Origin of the sequence: Enterobacter sp. 22452 (assembly GCF_052045065.1) — a bacterium.
GTDB lineage: Bacteria > Pseudomonadota > Gammaproteobacteria > Enterobacterales > Enterobacteriaceae > Enterobacter > Enterobacter mori.
This window is the reverse complement of record NZ_JBQEOB010000002.1, coordinates 153456-171794: the sequence shown is the minus strand read 5'-3', so window position 1 is coordinate 171794 and position 18339 is coordinate 153456. Positions and strand designations below refer to the sequence as shown.

Below are 18339 nucleotides of genomic sequence, written 5' to 3'. Positions count from 1 at the left end.
ATAGTGGCCAGGTCGCGCAATCACGGGTTCATCTTTGCCAGTACGGCGGCGTGCCGAACCGCTCTACGTAATAATCAATCACCGCCCTGACGTTAAGGGGCGGATGACGCGCGTTCGGGTAGATCGCCGCAATGGTCTGCGGCTCGGTGTTGATCGAACATTCATGATCCGGCAGAAGCGACACCAGCTCGCCGCTGTTTAGCCTTTCGCTCACCAGCCAGTCGGGGAACAGCACGATCCCCATTCCGCCCAGCGCGGCAATCAGCAGCGTTTCGGCGTTGTTGGAGGTCATCAGCGGCGCAACGGGATAGTGAACCCACGCCGCATTTGGACGGCGAATGAGCCAGCGGTTAGGCCCGGACGATCCGCGATAGACCAGGCAGCTGTGATGCGTCAGATCCTCCGGCGCATCCGGCGCACCGTGCCGCTGCAGATAGGACGGCGATGCCGCCAGATGATACAGCTGCTGCCCGAGCACCCGCGCGTGAAAAGAGGAGTCCGTCAGCGTGCCAATGCGGAACAACACGTCGGCGGCGTCCCGGTGAGGGTCGATAAAGTCGTCGGTGAGGGTCAAATCAAGATTGAGCCGGGGGTAGCGCGCCGACAGCCCCGCCAGGCCAGGGGCTACGTGCCGCTGTCCAAAAAATACCGGGCAGTTAATGCGAATTAGCCCAGTTGGCTCGATGGATCGCTCATCCAGCTCCCGGCGCGCCTCGTCAAGACTTCCTGCCATCGCCCGGGCATAGCGGATAAAGAGATGCCCGCTTTCCGTCGGGATCACGGCCCGCGTATTGCGATAAAAAAGCTGCTGGCCGAGCGCGTCCTCAAGCTGGTGGATCACGCGTGAAACCTGCGAGGCGGAGATCCCTTCCCGCCGCGCAACCACGGAGAAATTCTGCGATTCATAAACCGCGATAAAGATCAGCAGCGCGCGAATGCTGATATTTCCGGCATCGATCATTAGTGCATTTCCTGCAATGGTGTTTCCTGCATTATGGCATTTTTCTCACTGCTGATACCCCGTATTCTTCGTCGCCTGAACAACGAGAGAGTGAGCTATGCAACTTATTTTAATTTTCCTGGTGATTGCTGGCGGGATGGGGCTGTCCGTAGAGGCGGGACTGCTGGGACCGCTGGGCGGCGAAGTGGGTGATTTATGGGCCACGTTCAGCATCTTCGGCGTGGGTGCCGCGCTGACGTTTCTGCTGATGCTGTTTTTCAGTCCGCGCAACAGTCCGTCGTTTTTTACACAGCCGTCCTGGCAACTGCTCGGCGGAGTGCTCGGCCCCGTGTACGTGGTCATTCTGACCGTTGCGACTCCCGCTATCGGCATCGCGATGACCATGATTGGCATTTTGGCCGGTCAGGTGTTTAAGAGCCTGATCATCGATCACTTTGGTCTGCTGGGTACGCCACACAGGAAGATAAACGCGAAACGCATCGTGGCGCTGGTTTTTATTATTGCCGCACTGGTTCTGGTGGCTCAGGGGTAAACGTATGACACTGATGATGATTCTACTGGCCGTCTGCGGCGGCGCGACGCTGAGCATTCAGGCCGCGATCAACGGGCAGCTCGGCAGCAGCGTGGGCGTATTTAAAAGCGCGTTTCTGACGTTTTCCGTCGGCGCGCTGGTGACCGCCCTGCTCATTTTCTTCTTTGAACCTAAGCAGGCGGTCACGCTGCTGGACGTGCCAAAATGGCAGCTCCTCGGCGCGATGTTTGGCGTGCCCTATATCGTGATAATGGTGCTCGCCGTACAGCGGATCGGCACCGCCGTCGCCACGGTAGCGGTGATCTTCGGCCAGCTCACCATGAGTATGCTGATTGATAACTTTGGCTGGCTGGGCAATCCCGCCATTCCGTTTTCGCTGAGCCGCCTGGGCGCGGTAGTTTGCCTGGGGATTGCCCTGTACTTCATCTATTCCAGCAGCAAAACCGGCAGCGTCCGCAACTAAACTGAGGTCTTACGGGTAAAGAACAGCGTCACCGTGGCGACGGTGACGCCAAATTTCTTCATCTCGGTTTTATTGAACAGATGGGTCTCATCCTGCAGGTACATCCAGTCGTCGAAGTGCAGCAGCCAGGTTTTGCCGTTGGCCTTCACGTTCATGCTGTAATGCCAGTTAAAGGCGTTGCCTGCAGCCTGCCCCGAGGCAACCCCTTCAATATCCCCCGCCGTTCCCTCGTAGCGATCGTTCCCCACGCGGCGGATGTGCCAGACGCGCTGCTGTTTTTCACCATCGTCGTAAACAAAGTGTTCGTTGAGCGTCAGCGTATCGCCAATCACATCCCCGGCGATCTCAACGTGGAAACGGCGGATCTGCTTGCCGCTGCGATCCTGCACCATGCCCCACGCTTCGGTTTTGCCCTGGAAGTAATGGAAGATATCAAGCCGTGGCTGTTGCTGGCGATACTCGGTCACCTCGGTGCTGCAGCCTGCCAGCAGCATCGTGAGCGCCAGCGCCAGGGTCAGGAAACGTTTCATTTTTGGCCTCCGATTAACTGCTGACGCAGTTCAGGGTATTGCGTGCGGGGATCGAGCCATATGGCCAGAAAGCGCGTACTGAACGCCGCTGGCTGCGCTGGCCCCAGTGGAGTGAAACCTGTCTGCGCGTCAGGCGCGCGGTACCAGAACTGTCCCTGCTGATTTTCAAGCACAAACGCCAGCTGCGCGCCTGCCTTGACGTCCGGCCAGAGCGATTCCAGCCTGTTAAGCCATGCTTCGCTCAGCGGCTCCTGCTGCAAAATTCCCTGCGCCTGCCACTGATCGCGCGTCGCTTCAACCAGATCCTTACGGTCGATGTCGCGCGCATAGGTAATGACCAGCGCCTGATCCCTGTTTTCGCCGTTGTAGCGTCCATCGGGCGTCAGCAGCTGCGAGGTGTAGACGGTGAAGGGCCCCCAGGTGAGCGTGGCGCTGCCTACTTTGCGCCAGCTTAGCCAGTCAGCGGCGTTCGCGACCGGTACGGTAATTGTCAGACAGATTAGCATCAGCAGGGTTTTCATTGTTGTCTCCCCATCAGCAGGTGGAAAAACAGCATTAATACCAGCCAGCCCGGTACCATCCAGCTGACGACGATAAAGCCAGGTTCCAGGAACGTAATTGCCCCCAGCCGCTCGCCGATAAGGTACGCTACGGGCCCGCCGACGGTCGCCAGCAGCGTTAAGATCCAGCCCGGCAAGGTAGTGGTGCACGTCAGTCGGGTCCAGACGGTGGCGAACATCAGCCACAGCGCCACCATCCACAGAGGCATCAGCGAGTCGCCCGTGAAGGCAATAAGCCCCGTCACCGCCCAGAGGGCGTCCAGCAGGCTGCCTGCGGCCGCCAGCAAAATGGCGTAAATACGGTGTGCAGGCGACAGCATCAGGCAGGCAAGGATCGCCAGCGCGAGCCAGACGACCAGCCCCCGCTCGCGAAACAGCACCACCAGCGTCCAGTAGAGATCGAACGCAATCGCCATCAGGAACACCTGCACGTAACGTCTCATACGCGTTCCGCTGTCAGCTGCACCACGCTGATGGTGCGGGCGTTAAACCCGGCTTCGCAGTAGCCGAAGTAGTAGAGCCACATCCGGCGGAAACGTTCGTCAAAGCCGAGCGTTTCAATCTCCTGCCAGGCGTGGACAAAGCGCTGCCGCCAGTGAGCCAGCGTGCGGGCGTAGTCCGGCCCCATGTCGAAGAGGTTGCGCACCACAAAATCGGTGTGGCGCGTCATCAATTCGTTCATGGCGGTGACGCTCGGCAAAAAGCCGCCGGGGAAAATGTAGCGTTGAATAAAGTCGACGCTTTTGCTGTAGTCGCGGTAGCGCTGGTCCTGAATGGTGATGGCCTGAATCGCCATCCGTCCCCCCGGGCGCAGCCGCGCCTGGCAGGTACGGAAGAACGTGGGCAGATAGCGTTGCCCGACGGCTTCGATCATCTCTATCGACACCAGTTTGTCGTACTGTCCGGTAAGGTCGCGATAGTCGCAAAGCAGCACCTCAACGCGATCCTGCAACCCGGCGCGGGCGATGCGCTCGGTCGCCCAGATATATTGCTCCTGCGACAGCGTGGTGGTGGTGACCCGACAGCCGTAGTGACGGGCCGCGTATTCCGCCATCGCTCCCCAGCCGGTGCCAATTTCCAGCAGGTGGTCACCCGGGTTTAGCGCCAACTGGTCACACAGGCGCGCCATTTTGGCCTGCTGAGCTGCAGTAAGATCCTGCTCGTCAGCGGTGAACAGCGCGCTGGAATAGAGCAGCTCCTTATCGAGAAAGTGGGCATAAAAGGTGTTGCCCAGATCGTAATGGGCGGCAATATTTTCGCGCGCCTGCGCGCGGGAGTTACGCCGCGTCCAGTGGCGCAGCCGCTCCAGCGGCCTGCCGAGCAGGCGGAAACCATTCTCCAGACGGCCAAGCACCTTGCCGTTAAGCGCCAGCAGTTCCAGAAGCGGCGTCAGGTGCGTAGTCTCCCATTCGCCGTCCATCCATGCCTCTGCCGCCGCGAGGCTGCCACCCGTTAAGATGCGCCAGTAAAGCCCTGGCGTGAGGATCTGCACGTCGGCATGCAGCGCGGCAGATGTCTCACCAAAATGAAAGGTTTGCGCCCCTTCACGCAGCGTAAGTGAGCCGCCGCGAATGCCGCTTAACAGCCGAAAAAGCAGCCAGCGCGCGATGCGGACGTTGCGCGGGATATCGGGTTCTAGCGCAAAGACGGGATCGGTCATGAGCGTTCACTCCTGCTGACGGGATGGTTATACAGCGGCACACGCTTAAGCCACAGCCGCAGCGCCTGCCAGTAAATGGCGAAAACGGTTTTCAGGGTCATCAGCGGGATGCGCAGCAGCAGCGAACGCAGCGCCGGGCGGGTCAGCGGCTCCCGACGCAGCGCCAGCGTGGCGTCAAAGACCTTCGCTTCCTGATGATTTTCAATGTGCATATGCAGCGTGTTGTCCGGGTTGTTGAAGCGCCAGTGGTAGACCATGTCCATCGGGTTGAAGGGCGAAACGTGAAACGCTTTCTCTGTGGGCCGGGCATTCTGGCCGTCTACCGCGTAGTAGTGCCGCTCGTTCCACGGCGTGTTGCGCACTTCGGCGAGCACCCAGCGAAGCGTATTGTGCTGGTCATAGCAGTAGTAAAAATTGACCGGATTAAAATGGAACCCGAAATAGCGCAGCTGCGTCAGGAGCATGACTCGCCCCTGCGGACGTTCCCCGGTCAGGCTCTCCAGCCTGCTCAGCACGTTCTCTTTGAGCGGCGTGCCCAGCGGATAGTCCGCGTCGTGGAACGAGGCGGCGGCCGCGCGGTTACGGCGTACGCCCACCGAGGGCAATGTTTCCAGCTCATCGAGATCCAGCCAGGCCATAAAGACGCTGTAGCTGAATGTGTGGGTTTTCGGCTGGAGGCGTCGGTGGCGCAATACGCCGTGGTAGAGGCAGCTGTTCATCTCAGTTCCCCTCCCCGGCGGCTATCGCATTGACCACGTCCAGCGCGCTGCGCACCCCGTCCTCATGAAAACCGTTGTACCAGTACGCCCCGCAGAACCAGCTCCGGTGATGACCGTTAATCTCTCCGCGACGCGCCTGCGCGCGCCAGCTTTCAGGATTGAACAGCGGGTGTTCATAGATAAAGCGCCTCAGAACGAAACGCTCATCAACCGGCGTTTCAGGATTCAGCGTGACGCAGAACAGCGGACTCCCCTCGGGCAGCCCCTGCAAAATGTTCATGTTGTAAGTAACGCAGGCGCTGGCCTGGTCACGTTCACTCAGGCGATAGTTCCAGCTCGCCCACGCGCGCTCGCGCACCGGCAGCCAGCGTCTGTCGCTGTGTAAGACCACCTCGTTGCGCTGCCAGCCGATATCGCCCAGCACGTCACGTTCTGCAGGCGTCGGCTCGTCCAGCATCGCCAGCGCCTGTCCGGAATGGCAGGCAAAAATCACCTGATCGAAGGTATAAGTGCCGTTTTCAAGCTGAAGCGTGACTCCGTGCTCGTGGCGGCTCACACGCTGCACCGGCGAATTGAGATGCACGTTCAGACGGTCGCCCAGCTTGTCGAGCATGGCGCGGATATACTCCCGCGAGCCGCCGGGGACAACGTACCACTGGGGGCGATGGGTAATATCCAGCAGGCCGTGATGCTCAAAGAAGCGCAGGAACAGCGGCAGCGGAAAGCGCCTCATCTCCTGCAGCGACGATGACCAGATTGCGGCCCCCATCGGCAGAATGTAATGGCGTGCAAAAAACGGCGTGAAACCGTGCTGTTCAAGAAACATCTCCAGCGTGGCGTTCGGATCCACCTCCCCGTCCAGCGCCTGTTTTGCCAGACGATTGAAGCGGACGATCTCCCCAAGCAGCCGCCAGAATGCCGGATTCACCAGGTTTCGGCGCTGGGCAAACAGCGACGTCAGCGTGTGCCCGTTATACTCCAGGCCGGACTGCGGGTTGTGCACAGAAAAGCTCATCTGCGTTTTTTGGCCGCTGATGCCCAGCTCGCTAAGCAGGCCCATGAAGCGCGGATAAGTACGGTCGTTATAGACGATAAACCCGGTGTCGATGGCCCAGCTCCCCTGCGACGTGGAGACGTCTACCGTCGCGGTGTGTCCGCCCGGCGTTGCGCCCGCTTCAAACAGGGTGACCTGATGATGGCCCGCCAGACGCCAGGCGCAGGTTAGCCCGGCAATACCGCTGCCGATAATCGCGATCTTCATGAGCGCACCATCCTGCGCAGCAGCGCGTTCTGGATCAGGGTCGGAAGCCATGAGAGCAGCCGCAGGATCAGGCCGAATCCGGAAGGAAACGCGATATGGTTTTTATTCTTCGCCAGCCCGGCGCGTATTGCATTCACGGCCTCGTCAACGGTCACTCTGCCCGGCATGGCAAAATCATTTTTTTGGGTCAGCGGCGTATCCACAAACCCCGGAGAAACCACGGTTACACCAATCCCTTTCGGCTCCCAGTCCAGACGCAGCGTGTCGGCGAACCAGGTGAGCGCGGCTTTGGACGCTCCGTAGGCTTCGGCTCGCGGAAAATGAAGCCAGTGCGCCATCGAACTGACCAATACCACGCGATGACCTGCAGCCAGCTGCGGCTGAAGCGCGGCGAGGCAGTTCACCGGACCGAGGAAATTGGTCTTCATCACCCGCTCCACCAGCGCGGCATCCACCACGCCACGATCGAGGTATTCACACGTCCCGGCGCAGAGGATCGCCAGTTCAGCATTACAGTCCTTCAATGCCTGGCAACAGGCGTCCCTGTCTGTCATATCGAAGCGGCGCACCGTGATGTTCGGACTGTGCAGCTGGAGGGCGTCCAGACGTGACGCATCGCGCCCGCAGGCAATAACCTGGTAGCCGTCAGCGGCAAAGGATTTCGCCAGCCCGGCCCCAATGCCCGAGCTGGCGCCGGTAATGAGCACCGTTTTCATGATTTGACCCTCCGCTTCACGCCGCGTACCGCCCAGCCCAGCAGAGGAAGGTGTTCGTAGATCATCTCCCCCGCGTCGTAGTAGTCGCGCTGACGGGTGATGAGATCGTTTTCCGTGTCCACCACTGAGCACCCCGGCAGGCCGAGCGGCTCACCCCCGGCAATGCGCGGGTGCGACCAGTGCATTGTCCAGGTGACGACAAACCGGCGTTCGCTCAGAAGGGGGGCATCAATGGTAAAACGGCAGTTTTCGACATTCGCCAGCAAATGGGTGAAATAGCGCTGGAGCGCAAAAAGCCCGTTGTGTTCGCCAAACGGATCGACAAGCGTGGCATCCGGGTGATAAAGCCCCACCAGCGCCGACGGCGGCTGAGCGTCCAGCGTGGCGTAGTAATCAACAAACCGACTGACAACGGGCGGCAACGTGCTCATGGGTCACATCCTGGCTGTAAATAACGTGGCGTAATCGCATAATTAAAACTTACACAATCATCGTTATTTGTCCAAGTTTGTGTTGATCTATTTTTTATTTTAATTCTATATCAATGAGTTAATCACATGGGAAAGAATGGGTTTTGTAGGCCAGATAAGGCGTAGCCCCCACTCTGCTTTAACTTTCAGGATATCCTTAAGGCAAACTCGCCGCCCTTCTTCCAGGCTTATCCTTTTTATTCATAAGGATGCCTGACATGAAACGCTTCTTTCTCTCTCTTTTCTCCAGCCCTGAGTCATTGCTCCAGGTAATGAGCCAGCAGGAAATCATTGAAGCCGTAGAAGATGGCGATCGCATCATTATCGACCAGGACGGGAACGCCTCGGTGAACTACAAAAGCAACGAGGTACGGCAGGATTTTCTGCGTCATGTCGACGCGCTGAAGAGGGCCTGATATGGGAACGGCAATCTTTATGGTGCTGATGGTATGCGGGTACTGGTACACCAGCCGTGACCTGTCCACCCGCTTTAAAATCAAGCGTTCCTTTGGCTGGGACGTCTATTTTCTCGTGGCGCTTTACGGCTGTATTTTTGTGCTTCAGGGCGTAATCGCTACCGGTTTGCTCTGGCTGGTGCTGTTCGCCCTTTCCGCCGCCAACAACGCTTTTCACTTTGCCTCACCGAAATATACCGACTGGCAAATCGACTTTATGAACTGGAGTTTTTTAGGCATTCAGGCGCCGGTGGTCGTGATGCTGGCGTTTGCCATCCTGTTTTGCCTCTACCGCTCTAACTGGGCAGGCAGCGCCAGGCTGGACGGTGAAAGCCGGAAAAAGCTCTACAAACGTCTGGCGCAGTCGAGCGGTATTGAACAGGTGCTGTATCAGTGCATGGAGGAAGGAGAGCTGGCGCAGGTATCGCTTCGGTCGGGGCGGATCTACGTCGGCATGATCCACACCGCCACGCTGGAGTACGAAAAAACGGCCAATATCGTGCTGATCCCGATGCTAAGCGGGTACAGAGATGCGAAGACGATGAATCTGCGCATCGAGAATAACTACAGCAGGTGGTATGCGGAGCATGACATTACGCTCGACTCTGAACCCCGCAGCGCCATATCATTCCGGAAGGTAATTTTACTCAATCAGATTGAGAGCATCTCGCTGTTCGATCCCGCAAGTGCCAGCGCGCTTGAGATGGCGCAGGCAGAAGAGAAACCGGAGTGAACGCGTTCCGTTCTGGCAGAGATCGACACGATTAGCCATCCGAGGCTTACCGGGCACAGGATTTACAGCTCGGCGTAAGCCTCGCGTTTTTCAGCCCATTTCAGCATGGCATCGAGCGCCGGGCATAATGCCTGCCCCCATTCGGTGAGTCGATATTCTACTTTCGGTGGCACCTGAGGGTAGACCATCCGCGAAACAATTCCGTCGGATTCCAGTTGCCGAAGCTGCTGCGCCAGCATCTTCTGGGAAATACCGGGGATCAGTTTTTCGAAATCAGAGTAGCGTTGCACTTTTCCGTCGAACAGATGAAAAAGAATAATTAATTTCCAGCGGCCTTCCAGCAGCCGTAATACCTGCTCCACGCCGCTTGCGGCAGATTCCGGGCTATATAACTTACTCATAATTCAGTCACTCACTTTTTCGTGCGTACTTGTCAATTTCTCAGTCTATGTTGAATATACCTGTACTGTAAATAACGGGAGTTAAAGGTCATGTCATTAGATATTCATTTCACAGGTAAGCGCGTGCTTGTTACCGCTGGAACAAAAGGGCTTGGAAAAGCAGTGGTCGAACTTTTAAAACAGCTCGGTGCAACGGTATTAACCACGGCGCGCCACGCGCCAGAGATAAATATCGCCGATGCATTCGTCGCCGCTGACCTGACGACAGTTGCTGGATGTGCCTCCGTCGCATCGGCGGTGCAGGAAAAGATGGGCGGCGTCGACGTGATTGTCCATGTCGCAGGTGGTTCGACCGCACCCGGTGGCGGTTTCGCTGCGCTTGGCGAAGACGAGTGGCAGCAGGAGCTTAATCTTAACCTGTTGCCCGCCGTACGCTTAGATCGCGCCCTGCTCCCCGGAATGCTTGCGCAGGGAAACGGGGTGATTATTCACGTGACGTCTATTCAGCGCGAACTGCCGTTACCGGAATCAACCACGGGCTACGCGGCGGCTAAAGCAGCCCTCTCGACCTACAGCAAGAGCCTGTCAAAGGAAGTCTCGCCGAAGGGTGTTCGGGTGTTGCGCGTTGCACCCGGCTGGATCGAAACCGAAGCCGCGGTTGCACTGGCGGAGAGGCTGGCAGAGCAGGCAGGAACAGACTACGAGGGTGGCAAACAGATCATTATGAAGGCGTTAGGTGGAATACCGCTCGGACGCCCTGCCAAACCGATTGAGGTGGCTAACCTCATCGTCTTCCTCGCGTCATCTCATGCTTCAAGTATCACAGGGACTGAATACGTGATTGATGGCGGCACCATTCCGACAGTATGACGCGGGTGCGTGATCGGCTCGGTACCAGAGCTGGTTAAGCGCAGGGGAATATCACTGACCGGTCAGTTTCTCTAAGCCCGTTTTTAACGCTTTTACCACCCTTTCTGAATCCATACCCATTTGCGCATGAATAATAGCGCCGTCAATGAGCATCATCATGTCATTGACGGTCTCTTCATCATTTATACCGGTGAGCATGACGATTGTTTTCTTTGTCTCTGATTTATGGTCCCGGCATATCTCTTTTATTTCACTTTCAATATCTTCCGATTTTGCCTCTGCGCTGGCATTAATAAACGCGCAGCCGTGGAACTCGGGGGAAATAAACCATTCGTAAAGCGTTGCAGATATCGCATCAGAAGGTGTTTCGCCTTCGTCAAGATGTCGACGCAGCGTAGTCTCAAACCAGCTAATCCATATTTCATGCCGAAAGTGTAAATAGGCGAGAATAAGTAAACTTTTACTGGGAAAATGACGATAGAAAGTCACCTTGGTCACTTTCGACGCTTTAATCAGCGTATCCACTCCCGTCGCCCTGAAGCCTGTGGAATAAAACAGATCGTGCGCCGTGAATAATATCTTATCTCTGACGCTAATTTTAGTATCGTTGCCTGCGGGTTCTGTTTTCATTTTTTAGTCGCCTCAAAATGGATGTTGACAGCGTTATTTTACAGGCATAGATTACCGCAAGTAGACAGACCTGTCTACATCATATAACCCAGAGGTAATCGCAATGAACACACGTCCTCCTTTACCGCCCTTCACCCGTGAAAGCGCTATCGAAAAAGTCAGACTGGCAGAAGATGGCTGGAACAGTCGCGACCCGGCGAAAGTCGCGCTTGCCTATACGCTTGATACCCAATGGCGCAACCGCGCAGAATTCGCGACCAACCGTGAAGAAGCCCAGGCGTTCCTGGCGCGGAAATGGAAAAAAGAGCTGGAGTATCGTCTGATTAAAGAGCTCTGGGCATTTACGGATAACCGAATCGCGGTGCGCTATGCCTATGAATGGCATGATGATTCCGGCAACTGGTTCCGTTCATACGGCAATGAAAACTGGGAGTTCGAGCCGGACGGGTTGATGAAGCGCCGTTTTGCCTGCGTAAACGATATGCCGATAAAAGAATCAGAGCGACTGTTCCACTGGCCGTTGGGAAGACGTCCGGACGATCACCCCTCTCTGAGCGATCTGGGTTTATAGCTTTATTAAGAGATAGCGCACATTTCAGGCGTGGCCTCAGGACTACCCTGTGAGCGGTTTTCAGGAGGTACAAAATATGAAAAAGCTTCTGATCTGTTGTTTGTTTGGTAATACCGCAAACTCGCTCGCCAAAAAGATGCAGTCTCTGGCAGAACGCGAAGGCTATCCGCTGATGATTAGCGCTGTAGGGCTGGATAACTTCGCCAGTGTCGCTCCCGCTTTCGATGGTTTCCTCATCGCGCCGCACATTCAGTACAAACTCGATGAGATAAAAGAAACGGTGGGTAATACGCGTTCGATCGCCATTATTGAGAGTTTACCCTATGCGTCTCTGGACGCGAGTAAGGTGTTAAATTTCGTGAAGGAACAGATGCCTGAACTGGCTGCCTGATATATAAGGCCGCATTTTTTTGCGGCCTCCTCTCACCCGCCGATTAGAACGCATCGACACAAGGCTGGCCGACCTTGTTAATGGCATTTTTTAGCCTGGCTCTAAGTTCAATTAACGCCGCTTCTTTCTCTTCAAGCTGCTGCAACTTGCGGCGCAGGGAAGCTTGTTTTTGCTCAGCGGTAAATTCATCGTCAACCCAGACGGCTAAAACCTCTGAAATTTCGGCTAAGGTAAAGCCCAGCATTTTGGCATGCTTGATCATGTTTAAACGCTGTAAATCGACGGCGGAATAGACTTTGTAGTTATTGCTGCGATTGGGTTGCGGGATATTCTCTAACAGCCCCTGCCGCTCATAGTATCGGACCGTCTCTTTCGACAATCCCGTTTTCGCACACAGTTCACCAATTCGCATCGCGTCGCCCTCACCTTGTATAAATCACGCTTGACCCTGTACCTAAGTGCACGGTTTATCCTGTACAGCATACATTAGGGAAACGGGATTAAAGCTATGAATTCTTTTGATTATACGGGAAAAACAGCGCTAGTTACCGGGGCGTCATCCGGAATGGGGCGCGAGTTCGCCAGGCAACTCGCTGCCCGCGGCGCGGCATTGATCCTGATCGCCCGCTCAGAGTCAAAGCTGCAGGCGCTTGCAGCAGAGTTAGTCAGAAAGCATGGCGTATCCATCACCGTCATCGTGCAGGATCTGGCGAAATCTGAAGCCATTCCCCACATTGCGGCGCGGCTGGAAACCTTAAGACATTATCCCGACATTCTGATCAATTGCGCCGGGTTCGCCACCTATGGGCCATTCGAAAAGCTGTCCATCGATCGGCAGCGTGATGAAATTAGCCTGAACAGTCTGGCCCCCGTGGAACTGACGCACGCCATGCTGCCGGGAATGCTACAGAAAGGTGCCGGGGTGATTATTAATGTTGCCTCAACCGCCGCGATGCAGCCGGATCCATATATGGCGATTTATGGCGCAACCAAGGCCTTCCTGCTCTCGTTTTCAAATGCGCTGTGGGGTGAATACCGCTCGAAGGGCATCCGCGTCCTGGCGCTTTGCCCCGGCGCAACGGATACGGCCTTTTTTGATGTGGTGAATGCCGCTGAAGCCTCGGTGGGGAAAAGAATGCCTGCTGATAAAGTGGTCACCCAGGCGTTACAGGCTGTCGATACTAACCGCAACACCCTGATCACCGGATGCGGTAACTGGCTACTGGGGCAGCTACACCGGTTCGTGACCCGTCAACGTCTGGTGCTTATCGTAGAACAAATACTCCGTCCACGCTCGGCTTAAGCAAACACCTTGCACTTCAGCGCAAAGGAACTGCGCTGAAACCCTCGCATATCACTGTCATAGAGATGCCATTGCGCGCGAAAAACAGTGATACACTTACCCCATCTGATTTATCGTACCGTCTGAAGGGTTCATGACGAAAACGCATGTAACCAAATTACGAAATGGTCACTCGTTGTCATTCGAAGCCCGTCACGCTAAGCTTAAAAAATGACTAAAAATTTGAACATCCCAGTTACACGTGGTCCACTTGACCACTCCGTCCGAGAGCAGATCGTCGAAGCGGCGTTTGAGCACTTCGGTCACTACGGCTATGAAAAAACCACCGTGGCAGAGCTTGCTAAATCCATCGGTTTTTCAAAGGCCTACATTTATAAATTTTTTGACTCCAAACAGGCTATCGGCGAGGTGATCTGTGCTAACCGCCTGGAACTGATCATGACCGCAGTGCTTTCAGCACTCGCCGATGCGCCATCCGCCAGCGAGAAAATACGTCGTCTCTTCAAAGCGCTCACCGAGGCAGGAAGCGAACTGTTTTTCCACGATCGTAAGCTCTACGACATCGCTGCCGTGGCCGCGAGGGAAAAATGGCCTTCAGCAGAAAGGTATTCCGAACACCTGTTAAAACTGATTGAGAGCATTATTGTCGAAGGCAGGCAGGCCGGGGAGTTCGAAAGGAAAACCCCGCTCGATGAGGCTACGCTCGCGATTTATCTGGTGATGTGCCCTTACATTAACCCCATTCAACTGCAATACAATCTCGAAACCGCCCCCACCGCAGCGATCCTTCTCCCCTCACTGATTTTAAGAAGTCTGGCTCCCTGATTTGTGACCATTGACATTATTGGTCACTAGTCAGAGAATGCGGAAACTGTCCTGTTATTTTAATAAGGGTTTCCCATGCTCAGGCTTACTTCAGCCCGTTGTCTCGTTTCTCTCCTGCCGCTGGCCCTCGTGGCCTGCGGCGATAACGCGGCGAGTGACGATCCGCGCACGCACCCACCGCTCGTCAGATCCGCGTCCGTTGAACGCGCGAACGCGACTTCTCGCGCGTTTACCGGCGTGGTGGTTGCCAGAACGCAAAGCGATCTCGGTTTCAGGGTTCAGGGCAAAATTCTTGAGCGCCTCGTTGATACAGGCCAGAGCGTAAAAAAAGGCCAGCCGTTAATGCGCCTCGATCCCGTTGACCTGACGTTACAGGCGCAGGCTCAGCAACGGACGGTGGATGCCGCCCAGGCGCGTGCAAGAAAAGCGATCGCTGACGAAGCGCGATACCGGGGCCTTGTGGCTACGGGCGCAGTGTCTGCCTCCGAGTACGACCAAATTAAAGCGGCGGCTGATACCGCCAGAGCGGAGCTTAGTGCCGCCAGGGCGCAGGCCAGCGTAGCGCAAAACGCGACGGGCTATGCCGTACTGTTGGCCGATTCAGACGGCGTGGTGATGGAGACCTTCGCTGAGCCAGGTCAGGTCGTGAGCGCCGGACAAGCGGTGATCCGCCTGGCCCGCGCGGGACAACGTGAGGCGCTGGTGCAACTTCCTGAAACCCTGCGTCCCGTCGTCGGTAGCGAAGCGCAGGCGACTCGCTATGGCAACGAAAAACAGCCCGTCACCGCAACGCTTCGTCTGCTCTCTGACTCCGCCGATGCCACCACCCGCACCTATGAGGCGCGGTATGTTCTGGCAGGCGCGCTGGCAGACGCGCCGCTGGGTGCGACCGTCACGCTGAACATAGGGAGTCATAATGAGAAAAACCAGGTCATGCAGGTTCCCCTTGCGTCGCTCTACGATGCGGGCAAAGGGCCTGGCGTCTGGCGGATCTCGACTCAACCCGCCAAAGTGACCTGGCAACCCGTTAAGGTGCTTAGCGTGAGCGATGATGCCGCCCAGGTAACGGGGGGCGTGACGCCCGGTGAAAAGATTGTCGCGTTAGGGGTGCATCTTCTGCATGAAGGCGAAGTGGTCCGCCTCGCTCAACAGCGCACGGAGAGTCAGCCATGAGCGAAGGACGCTTTAACCTGTCAGCGCTTGCCGTACGCGAGCGCTCGGTCACGCTGTTTCTGATTATTCTGGTGACGATTGCCGGTATTCTCTCGTTTTTTGGGCTCGGGCGTGCAGAAGATCCGCCTTTCACGGTGAAGCAGATGACCGCAATCGCCGTGTGGCCCGGCGCGACTGCGCAGGAGATCCAGGATCAGGTGGCCGAACCGCTGGAAAAACGCCTGCAGGAGCTCAAATGGTATGACCGTACGGAAACCTATACCCGCCCCGGCATGGCCTTTATCACGCTGTCATTACAGGACAATACGCCACCTTCTGAGGTGCAGGAAGAGTTCTATCAGGCCAGGAAAAAGCTTGGGGATGAGAGCCGAAATCTCCCTGCAGGCGTGACGGGACCGATGATCAATGACGAGTTCGCCGATGTGACGTTTGCCCTCTTTGCGCTCAAAGCAAAAGGAGAGCCGCAGCGTTTGCTCGTGCGCGATGCCGAAACCATGCGCCAGCAGCTCCTGCACGTCCCCGGCGTGAAGAAAGTCAATATCATCGGGGAGCAGGCAGAGCGGATTTATATCTCCTTCTCTCACGAGCGTCTCGCGACGCTGGGCCTGTCGCCTCAGGATATTTTCAATGCGCTGAACAATCAGAACGTATTGACGGCTGCGGGTTCAATTGAGACGCGCGGCGCGCAGATCTTTATCCGCCTCGACGGGGCCTTCGATACCCTGCGGAAAATCCGCGATACGCCGTTTATTGCGCAGGGCAAAACGCTCAAACTCTCCGACGTCGCCACGGTGGAACGAGGTTATGAAGACCCGCCTGTTCTGCAAATTCGTAACCAGCATGAACCGGCCCTGCTGCTGGGTATTGTGATGCGTGAAGGCTGGAACGGCCTGGCGCTGGGGAAAGCGCTGGATGCCGAAACGACGAGAATCAATGACGGTCTGCCTCTGGGGATGACCCTGACGAAAGTCACCGATCAGTCCGTGAACATCAGCTCGTCGGTGGATGAGTTCATGATCAAATTCTTCGTCGCCCTGCTGGTTGTAATGGTGGTCTGTTTTGTCAGCATGGGCTGGCGCGTGGGCGTGGTCGTCGCGGCGGCGGTTCCTCTGACGTTGGCCGTGGTCTTTGTGGTAATGGAAGCCAGCGGCATTAACTTTGACCGCATCACGCTCGGCTCTCTCATTCTTGCTCTGGGCTTGCTGGTTGATGATGCCATTATCGCCATCGAAATGATGGTGGTAAAAATGGAGGAAGGCTACGACAGAATTAAAGCCTCCGCCTACGCCTGGAGCCATACCGCGGCCCCGATGCTTGCCGGTACGCTGGTAACGGCCATTGGCTTTATGCCGAATGGTTTCGCCCAGTCAACGGCGGGAGAATACACCAGCAATATGTTCTGGATTGTCGGCCTGGCGCTGATTGCGTCGTGGGTCGTCGCCGTGGTTTTCACCCCCTATCTCGGCGTGAAAATGCTGCCGGATATGCCAAAAGTGGAAGGAGGCCATGCCGCCATCTATGGCACGCCTCGCTATAACCGTTTTCGCCATCTCTTAACCCGCGTCATCGCCAGAAAATGGATTGTGGCGGGTTCGGTTGTCGCCATTTTTATCCTGGCGATCCTGGGCATGGGGCTGGTGAAAAAACAATTTTTCCCGACATCGGACCGCCCCGAAGTGCTGGTTGAAGTGCAGATGCCCTACGGCACGTCAATTGAGCAGACCAGCGCCGCCGCAGCGAAAATAGAAGACTGGTTGCAGAAACAGCCAGAAGCCAACATCGTCACATCGTACATTGGTCAGGGTTCACCGCGCTTTTATCTGGCGATGGCACCTGAGTTGCCCGATCCGTCATTTGCGAAGATAGTGGTGTTGACGGATAGCCCGGCATCACGTGAGGCACTCAAGCTCCGACTCCGTAAAGCGGTTGCCGAAGGCCTTGTGCCCGAAGCGCGCGTGCGCGTCACGCAGCTGGTGTTTGGTCCCTACTCTCCCTTCCCGGTCGCCTGGCGAGTCACGGGACCCGATGTCGATACGCTACGCGGCATCGCTGACAAAGTGAAAGGCGTGCTTGAGGCAAGCCCGATGATGCGGACCGTCAACACGGACTGGGGAACGCGCGTACCCACGCTGCATTTCACGCTCGATCAGGACCGCCTGCAGGCCACTGGCTTAACCTCGAATGCTGTTGCTCAGCAGCTGCAGTTCCTGCTGTCCGGTATTCCCATCACGTCTGTACGAGAGGACATTCGCGCCGTTCAGGTGATTGGCCGCGCCGCAGGTGACATTCGCCTGGATCCGGCAAAAATAGCGGGCTTTACCCTGGTCGGCAATGCGGGCCAGCGCATCCCTCTGTCACAAATTGGCGATGTTGAGGTGAGAATGGAAGATCCGCTGTTGCGTCGTCGCGATCGAATGCCGACCATCACCGTGCGGGGCGATATCGACGAATCACTTCAGCCACCGGACGTGTCTACAGCCATCATGAAACAGCTCCAGCCGATCGTGGATTCGCTGCCGCCGGGATACCGTATTGAAATGGCCGGATCGATTGAGGAATCAGGCAAAGCCACCCGGGCAATGTTGCCGCTGTTCCCCATTATGATTGCCCTGACGCTACTGATCATCATTCTGCAGGTGCGTTCCATGTCGGCCATGGTCATGGTCTTTCTTACCGCGCCGCTGGGGCTTATCGGCGTGGTGCCAACCTTGCTGCTGTTCAATCAGCCGTTTGGCATCAACGCCCTCGTCGGATTGATCGCCCTTTCGGGCATTCTGATGCGCAATACGCTGATTCTTATTGGTCAAATCGATCATAACCAGAAAGAGGGGCTCGATCCGTTCCATGCGGTTGTCGAAGCGACAGTACAGCGTGCCAGACCGGTCTTACTGACGGCGTTGGCCGCCGTTCTGGCCTTTATTCCCCTGACGCATTCCGTATTCTGGGGAACGCTCGCCTGGACGCTGATCGGCGGAACGTTAGGGGGAACCATCATTACGCTGGTCTTCCTGCCCGCGATGTATGCGATCTGGTTCAGGATCCGTCCTGCGACACAAAGCGTTCAGCCTCGTGCTGAAAGCGTGTAAACTACTATCAGTAGATAAACAACACGAGG

The 18339-nt window shown here is 56.5% G+C and carries 23 protein-coding genes; 11 read left to right on the top strand and 12 right to left on the bottom strand.

Annotated elements, in window-relative coordinates; translation table 11 throughout:
* Positions 1-28: 28 nt before the first annotated feature.
* Positions 29-961, bottom strand: a complete 933-nt coding sequence (locus tag ACTJJA_RS06120; protein ID WP_440666794.1) for a LysR substrate-binding domain-containing protein — start codon at positions 959-961, stop codon at positions 29-31.
* Between the two features lie 97 nt (positions 962-1058).
* On the opposite strand from ACTJJA_RS06120, the gene ACTJJA_RS06115 reads away from it, so the two are divergent.
* Together ACTJJA_RS06115 and ACTJJA_RS06110 are read left to right on the top strand one after the other, a co-directional pair.
* Complete coding sequence (locus tag ACTJJA_RS06115; protein ID WP_010430856.1) at positions 1059-1493, top strand: DMT family transporter; 435 nt, start codon at positions 1059-1061, stop codon at positions 1491-1493.
* Positions 1494-1497: 4 nt separating this feature from the next.
* A complete protein-coding gene (locus tag ACTJJA_RS06110) occupies positions 1498-1956 on the top strand; it encodes a DMT family transporter (RefSeq protein ID WP_042718558.1) in 459 nt (152 codons plus the stop codon).
* On the opposite strand, the gene ACTJJA_RS06105 is transcribed toward ACTJJA_RS06110, so the two are convergent.
* The 8 genes from ACTJJA_RS06105 to ACTJJA_RS06070 are packed head-to-tail and all read right to left on the bottom strand — an operon-like array spanning position 1953 to position 7833.
* A complete protein-coding gene (locus ACTJJA_RS06105; RefSeq protein WP_440666791.1) occupies positions 1953-2486 on the bottom strand; it encodes a DUF3833 domain-containing protein in 534 nt (177 codons plus the stop codon). The two genes, ACTJJA_RS06110 and ACTJJA_RS06105, sit on opposite strands and share 4 nt — an antisense overlap.
* Positions 2483-3007 carry a hypothetical protein gene (locus ACTJJA_RS06100; RefSeq protein ID WP_440666789.1) on the bottom strand — a complete coding sequence of 175 codons (525 nt, stop codon included), beginning with the start codon at positions 3005-3007 and terminating at the stop codon, positions 2483-2485. Before ACTJJA_RS06100 ends, ACTJJA_RS06105 begins: the two co-directional genes overlap by 4 nt.
* Complete coding sequence (locus ACTJJA_RS06095; protein WP_108417000.1) at positions 3004-3489, bottom strand: DUF2878 domain-containing protein; 486 nt, start codon at positions 3487-3489, stop codon at positions 3004-3006. The genes ACTJJA_RS06100 and ACTJJA_RS06095 overlap by 4 nt, the downstream gene beginning before the upstream one ends.
* Positions 3486-4706, bottom strand: coding sequence for an SAM-dependent methyltransferase (locus tag ACTJJA_RS06090; protein WP_218308211.1), 1221 nt, complete (start codon positions 4704-4706; stop codon positions 3486-3488). The genes ACTJJA_RS06095 and ACTJJA_RS06090 overlap by 4 nt, the downstream gene beginning before the upstream one ends.
* A complete protein-coding gene (locus tag ACTJJA_RS06085; RefSeq protein WP_440666787.1) occupies positions 4703-5425 on the bottom strand; it encodes a DUF1365 domain-containing protein in 723 nt (240 codons plus the stop codon). Before ACTJJA_RS06085 ends, ACTJJA_RS06090 begins: the two co-directional genes overlap by 4 nt.
* 1 nt (position 5426) lies before the next feature.
* Complete coding sequence (locus ACTJJA_RS06080) at positions 5427-6686, bottom strand: NAD(P)/FAD-dependent oxidoreductase (protein ID WP_440666785.1); 1260 nt, start codon at positions 6684-6686, stop codon at positions 5427-5429.
* On the bottom strand, positions 6683-7402 hold the full coding sequence (locus tag ACTJJA_RS06075) for an SDR family NAD(P)-dependent oxidoreductase (RefSeq protein ID WP_120158085.1): 720 nt from the start codon (positions 7400-7402) through the stop codon (positions 6683-6685). Before ACTJJA_RS06075 ends, ACTJJA_RS06080 begins: the two co-directional genes overlap by 4 nt.
* Positions 7399-7833 carry a nuclear transport factor 2 family protein gene (locus ACTJJA_RS06070; protein WP_420984380.1) on the bottom strand — a complete coding sequence of 145 codons (435 nt, stop codon included), beginning with the start codon at positions 7831-7833 and terminating at the stop codon, positions 7399-7401. Before ACTJJA_RS06070 ends, ACTJJA_RS06075 begins: the two co-directional genes overlap by 4 nt.
* Before the next feature lie 257 nt (positions 7834-8090).
* Between ACTJJA_RS06070 and ACTJJA_RS06065 the strand changes: the two genes are divergently transcribed.
* A complete protein-coding gene (locus ACTJJA_RS06065; RefSeq protein ID WP_042715285.1) occupies positions 8091-8288 on the top strand; it encodes a hypothetical protein in 198 nt (65 codons plus the stop codon).
* Position 8289: 1 nt separating this feature from the next.
* Positions 8290-9060: a hypothetical protein gene (locus ACTJJA_RS06060; protein ID WP_440666782.1), complete on the top strand. Its 771-nt coding sequence runs from the start codon at positions 8290-8292 to the stop codon at positions 9058-9060.
* Between the two features lie 62 nt (positions 9061-9122).
* On the opposite strand, the gene ACTJJA_RS06055 is transcribed toward ACTJJA_RS06060, so the two are convergent.
* Complete coding sequence (locus ACTJJA_RS06055) at positions 9123-9461, bottom strand: winged helix-turn-helix transcriptional regulator (protein WP_010430822.1); 339 nt, start codon at positions 9459-9461, stop codon at positions 9123-9125.
* 90 nt (positions 9462-9551) lie between these two features.
* Here ACTJJA_RS06055 and ACTJJA_RS06050 point away from each other — a divergent pair, with 90 nt between their 5' ends.
* The gene (locus tag ACTJJA_RS06050; RefSeq protein WP_440666780.1) at positions 9552-10331 is read left to right on the top strand and encodes an SDR family oxidoreductase; all 780 of its coding nucleotides are present in this window, start codon (positions 9552-9554) and stop codon (positions 10329-10331) included.
* A 51-nt stretch (positions 10332-10382) separates the two neighbouring features.
* On the opposite strand, the gene ACTJJA_RS06045 is transcribed toward ACTJJA_RS06050, so the two are convergent.
* Entirely contained in the window at positions 10383-10961 is a 579-nt protein-coding gene (locus ACTJJA_RS06045; protein ID WP_440666778.1) for a TetR/AcrR family transcriptional regulator, read from the bottom strand.
* A gap of 103 nt (positions 10962-11064) precedes the next feature.
* Here ACTJJA_RS06045 and ACTJJA_RS06040 point away from each other — a divergent pair, with 103 nt between their 5' ends.
* Both ACTJJA_RS06040 and ACTJJA_RS06035 read left to right on the top strand, forming a co-directional pair.
* Complete coding sequence (locus tag ACTJJA_RS06040) at positions 11065-11532, top strand: nuclear transport factor 2 family protein (RefSeq protein WP_010430814.1); 468 nt, start codon at positions 11065-11067, stop codon at positions 11530-11532.
* Positions 11533-11608: 76 nt separating this feature from the next.
* Positions 11609-11923 carry a PTS sugar transporter subunit IIB gene (locus ACTJJA_RS06035; RefSeq protein ID WP_010430812.1) on the top strand — a complete coding sequence of 105 codons (315 nt, stop codon included), beginning with the start codon at positions 11609-11611 and terminating at the stop codon, positions 11921-11923.
* Positions 11924-11966: 43 nt separating this feature from the next.
* On the opposite strand, the gene ACTJJA_RS06030 is transcribed toward ACTJJA_RS06035, so the two are convergent.
* The gene (locus tag ACTJJA_RS06030) at positions 11967-12335 is read right to left on the bottom strand and encodes a MerR family transcriptional regulator (protein ID WP_420984378.1); all 369 of its coding nucleotides are present in this window, start codon (positions 12333-12335) and stop codon (positions 11967-11969) included.
* Between the two features lie 96 nt (positions 12336-12431).
* On the opposite strand from ACTJJA_RS06030, the gene ACTJJA_RS06025 reads away from it, so the two are divergent.
* The 4 genes from ACTJJA_RS06025 to ACTJJA_RS06010 all read left to right on the top strand — a co-directional run bounded on the left by ACTJJA_RS06025 (position 12432) and on the right by ACTJJA_RS06010 (position 18310).
* Positions 12432-13226: an SDR family NAD(P)-dependent oxidoreductase gene (locus ACTJJA_RS06025; protein WP_440666775.1), complete on the top strand. Its 795-nt coding sequence runs from the start codon at positions 12432-12434 to the stop codon at positions 13224-13226.
* Positions 13227-13436: 210 nt separating this feature from the next.
* Entirely contained in the window at positions 13437-14051 is a 615-nt protein-coding gene (locus ACTJJA_RS06020; RefSeq protein ID WP_440666773.1) for a TetR/AcrR family transcriptional regulator, read from the top strand.
* A 75-nt stretch (positions 14052-14126) separates the two neighbouring features.
* Positions 14127-15224, top strand: a complete 1098-nt coding sequence (locus ACTJJA_RS06015) for an efflux RND transporter periplasmic adaptor subunit (protein ID WP_148399366.1) — start codon at positions 14127-14129, stop codon at positions 15222-15224.
* Positions 15221-18310 (top strand): efflux RND transporter permease subunit, encoded by a 3090-nt coding sequence (locus ACTJJA_RS06010; protein WP_440666772.1) that lies wholly within the window; start codon positions 15221-15223, stop codon positions 18308-18310. The genes ACTJJA_RS06015 and ACTJJA_RS06010 overlap by 4 nt, the downstream gene beginning before the upstream one ends.
* Positions 18311-18339 lie beyond the last annotated feature (29 nt).

Coding starts and splice junctions, on each gene's coding strand:
- ACTJJA_RS06050 (WP_440666780.1), top strand. CDS start 9,552: ATGTCATTAGATATTCATTTCACAGGTAAGCGCGTGCTTGTTACCGCT.
- ACTJJA_RS06055 (WP_010430822.1), bottom strand. CDS start 9,461: ATGAGTAAGTTATATAGCCCGGAATCTGCCGCAAGCGGCGTGGAGCAG.
- ACTJJA_RS06105 (WP_440666791.1), bottom strand. CDS start 2,486: ATGAAACGTTTCCTGACCCTGGCGCTGGCGCTCACGATGCTGCTGGCA.
- ACTJJA_RS06015 (WP_148399366.1), top strand. CDS start 14,127: ATGCTCAGGCTTACTTCAGCCCGTTGTCTCGTTTCTCTCCTGCCGCTG.
- ACTJJA_RS06030 (WP_420984378.1), bottom strand. CDS start 12,335: ATGCGAATTGGTGAACTGTGTGCGAAAACGGGATTGTCGAAAGAGACG.
- ACTJJA_RS06060 (WP_440666782.1), top strand. CDS start 8,290: ATGGGAACGGCAATCTTTATGGTGCTGATGGTATGCGGGTACTGGTAC.
- ACTJJA_RS06045 (WP_440666778.1), bottom strand. CDS start 10,961: ATGAAAACAGAACCCGCAGGCAACGATACTAAAATTAGCGTCAGAGAT.
- ACTJJA_RS06085 (WP_440666787.1), bottom strand. CDS start 5,425: ATGAACAGCTGCCTCTACCACGGCGTATTGCGCCACCGACGCCTCCAG.
- ACTJJA_RS06020 (WP_440666773.1), top strand. CDS start 13,437: ATGACTAAAAATTTGAACATCCCAGTTACACGTGGTCCACTTGACCAC.
- ACTJJA_RS06090 (WP_218308211.1), bottom strand. CDS start 4,706: ATGACCGATCCCGTCTTTGCGCTAGAACCCGATATCCCGCGCAACGTC.
- ACTJJA_RS06110 (WP_042718558.1), top strand. CDS start 1,498: ATGACACTGATGATGATTCTACTGGCCGTCTGCGGCGGCGCGACGCTG.
- ACTJJA_RS06075 (WP_120158085.1), bottom strand. CDS start 7,402: ATGAAAACGGTGCTCATTACCGGCGCCAGCTCGGGCATTGGGGCCGGG.
- ACTJJA_RS06025 (WP_440666775.1), top strand. CDS start 12,432: ATGAATTCTTTTGATTATACGGGAAAAACAGCGCTAGTTACCGGGGCG.
- ACTJJA_RS06080 (WP_440666785.1), bottom strand. CDS start 6,686: ATGAAGATCGCGATTATCGGCAGCGGTATTGCCGGGCTAACCTGCGCC.
- ACTJJA_RS06065 (WP_042715285.1), top strand. CDS start 8,091: ATGAAACGCTTCTTTCTCTCTCTTTTCTCCAGCCCTGAGTCATTGCTC.
- ACTJJA_RS06100 (WP_440666789.1), bottom strand. CDS start 3,007: ATGAAAACCCTGCTGATGCTAATCTGTCTGACAATTACCGTACCGGTC.
- ACTJJA_RS06070 (WP_420984380.1), bottom strand. CDS start 7,833: ATGAGCACGTTGCCGCCCGTTGTCAGTCGGTTTGTTGATTACTACGCC.
- ACTJJA_RS06035 (WP_010430812.1), top strand. CDS start 11,609: ATGAAAAAGCTTCTGATCTGTTGTTTGTTTGGTAATACCGCAAACTCG.
- ACTJJA_RS06120 (WP_440666794.1), bottom strand. CDS start 961: ATGATCGATGCCGGAAATATCAGCATTCGCGCGCTGCTGATCTTTATC.
- ACTJJA_RS06095 (WP_108417000.1), bottom strand. CDS start 3,489: ATGAGACGTTACGTGCAGGTGTTCCTGATGGCGATTGCGTTCGATCTC.
- ACTJJA_RS06010 (WP_440666772.1), top strand. CDS start 15,221: ATGAGCGAAGGACGCTTTAACCTGTCAGCGCTTGCCGTACGCGAGCGC.
- ACTJJA_RS06115 (WP_010430856.1), top strand. CDS start 1,059: ATGCAACTTATTTTAATTTTCCTGGTGATTGCTGGCGGGATGGGGCTG.
- ACTJJA_RS06040 (WP_010430814.1), top strand. CDS start 11,065: ATGAACACACGTCCTCCTTTACCGCCCTTCACCCGTGAAAGCGCTATC.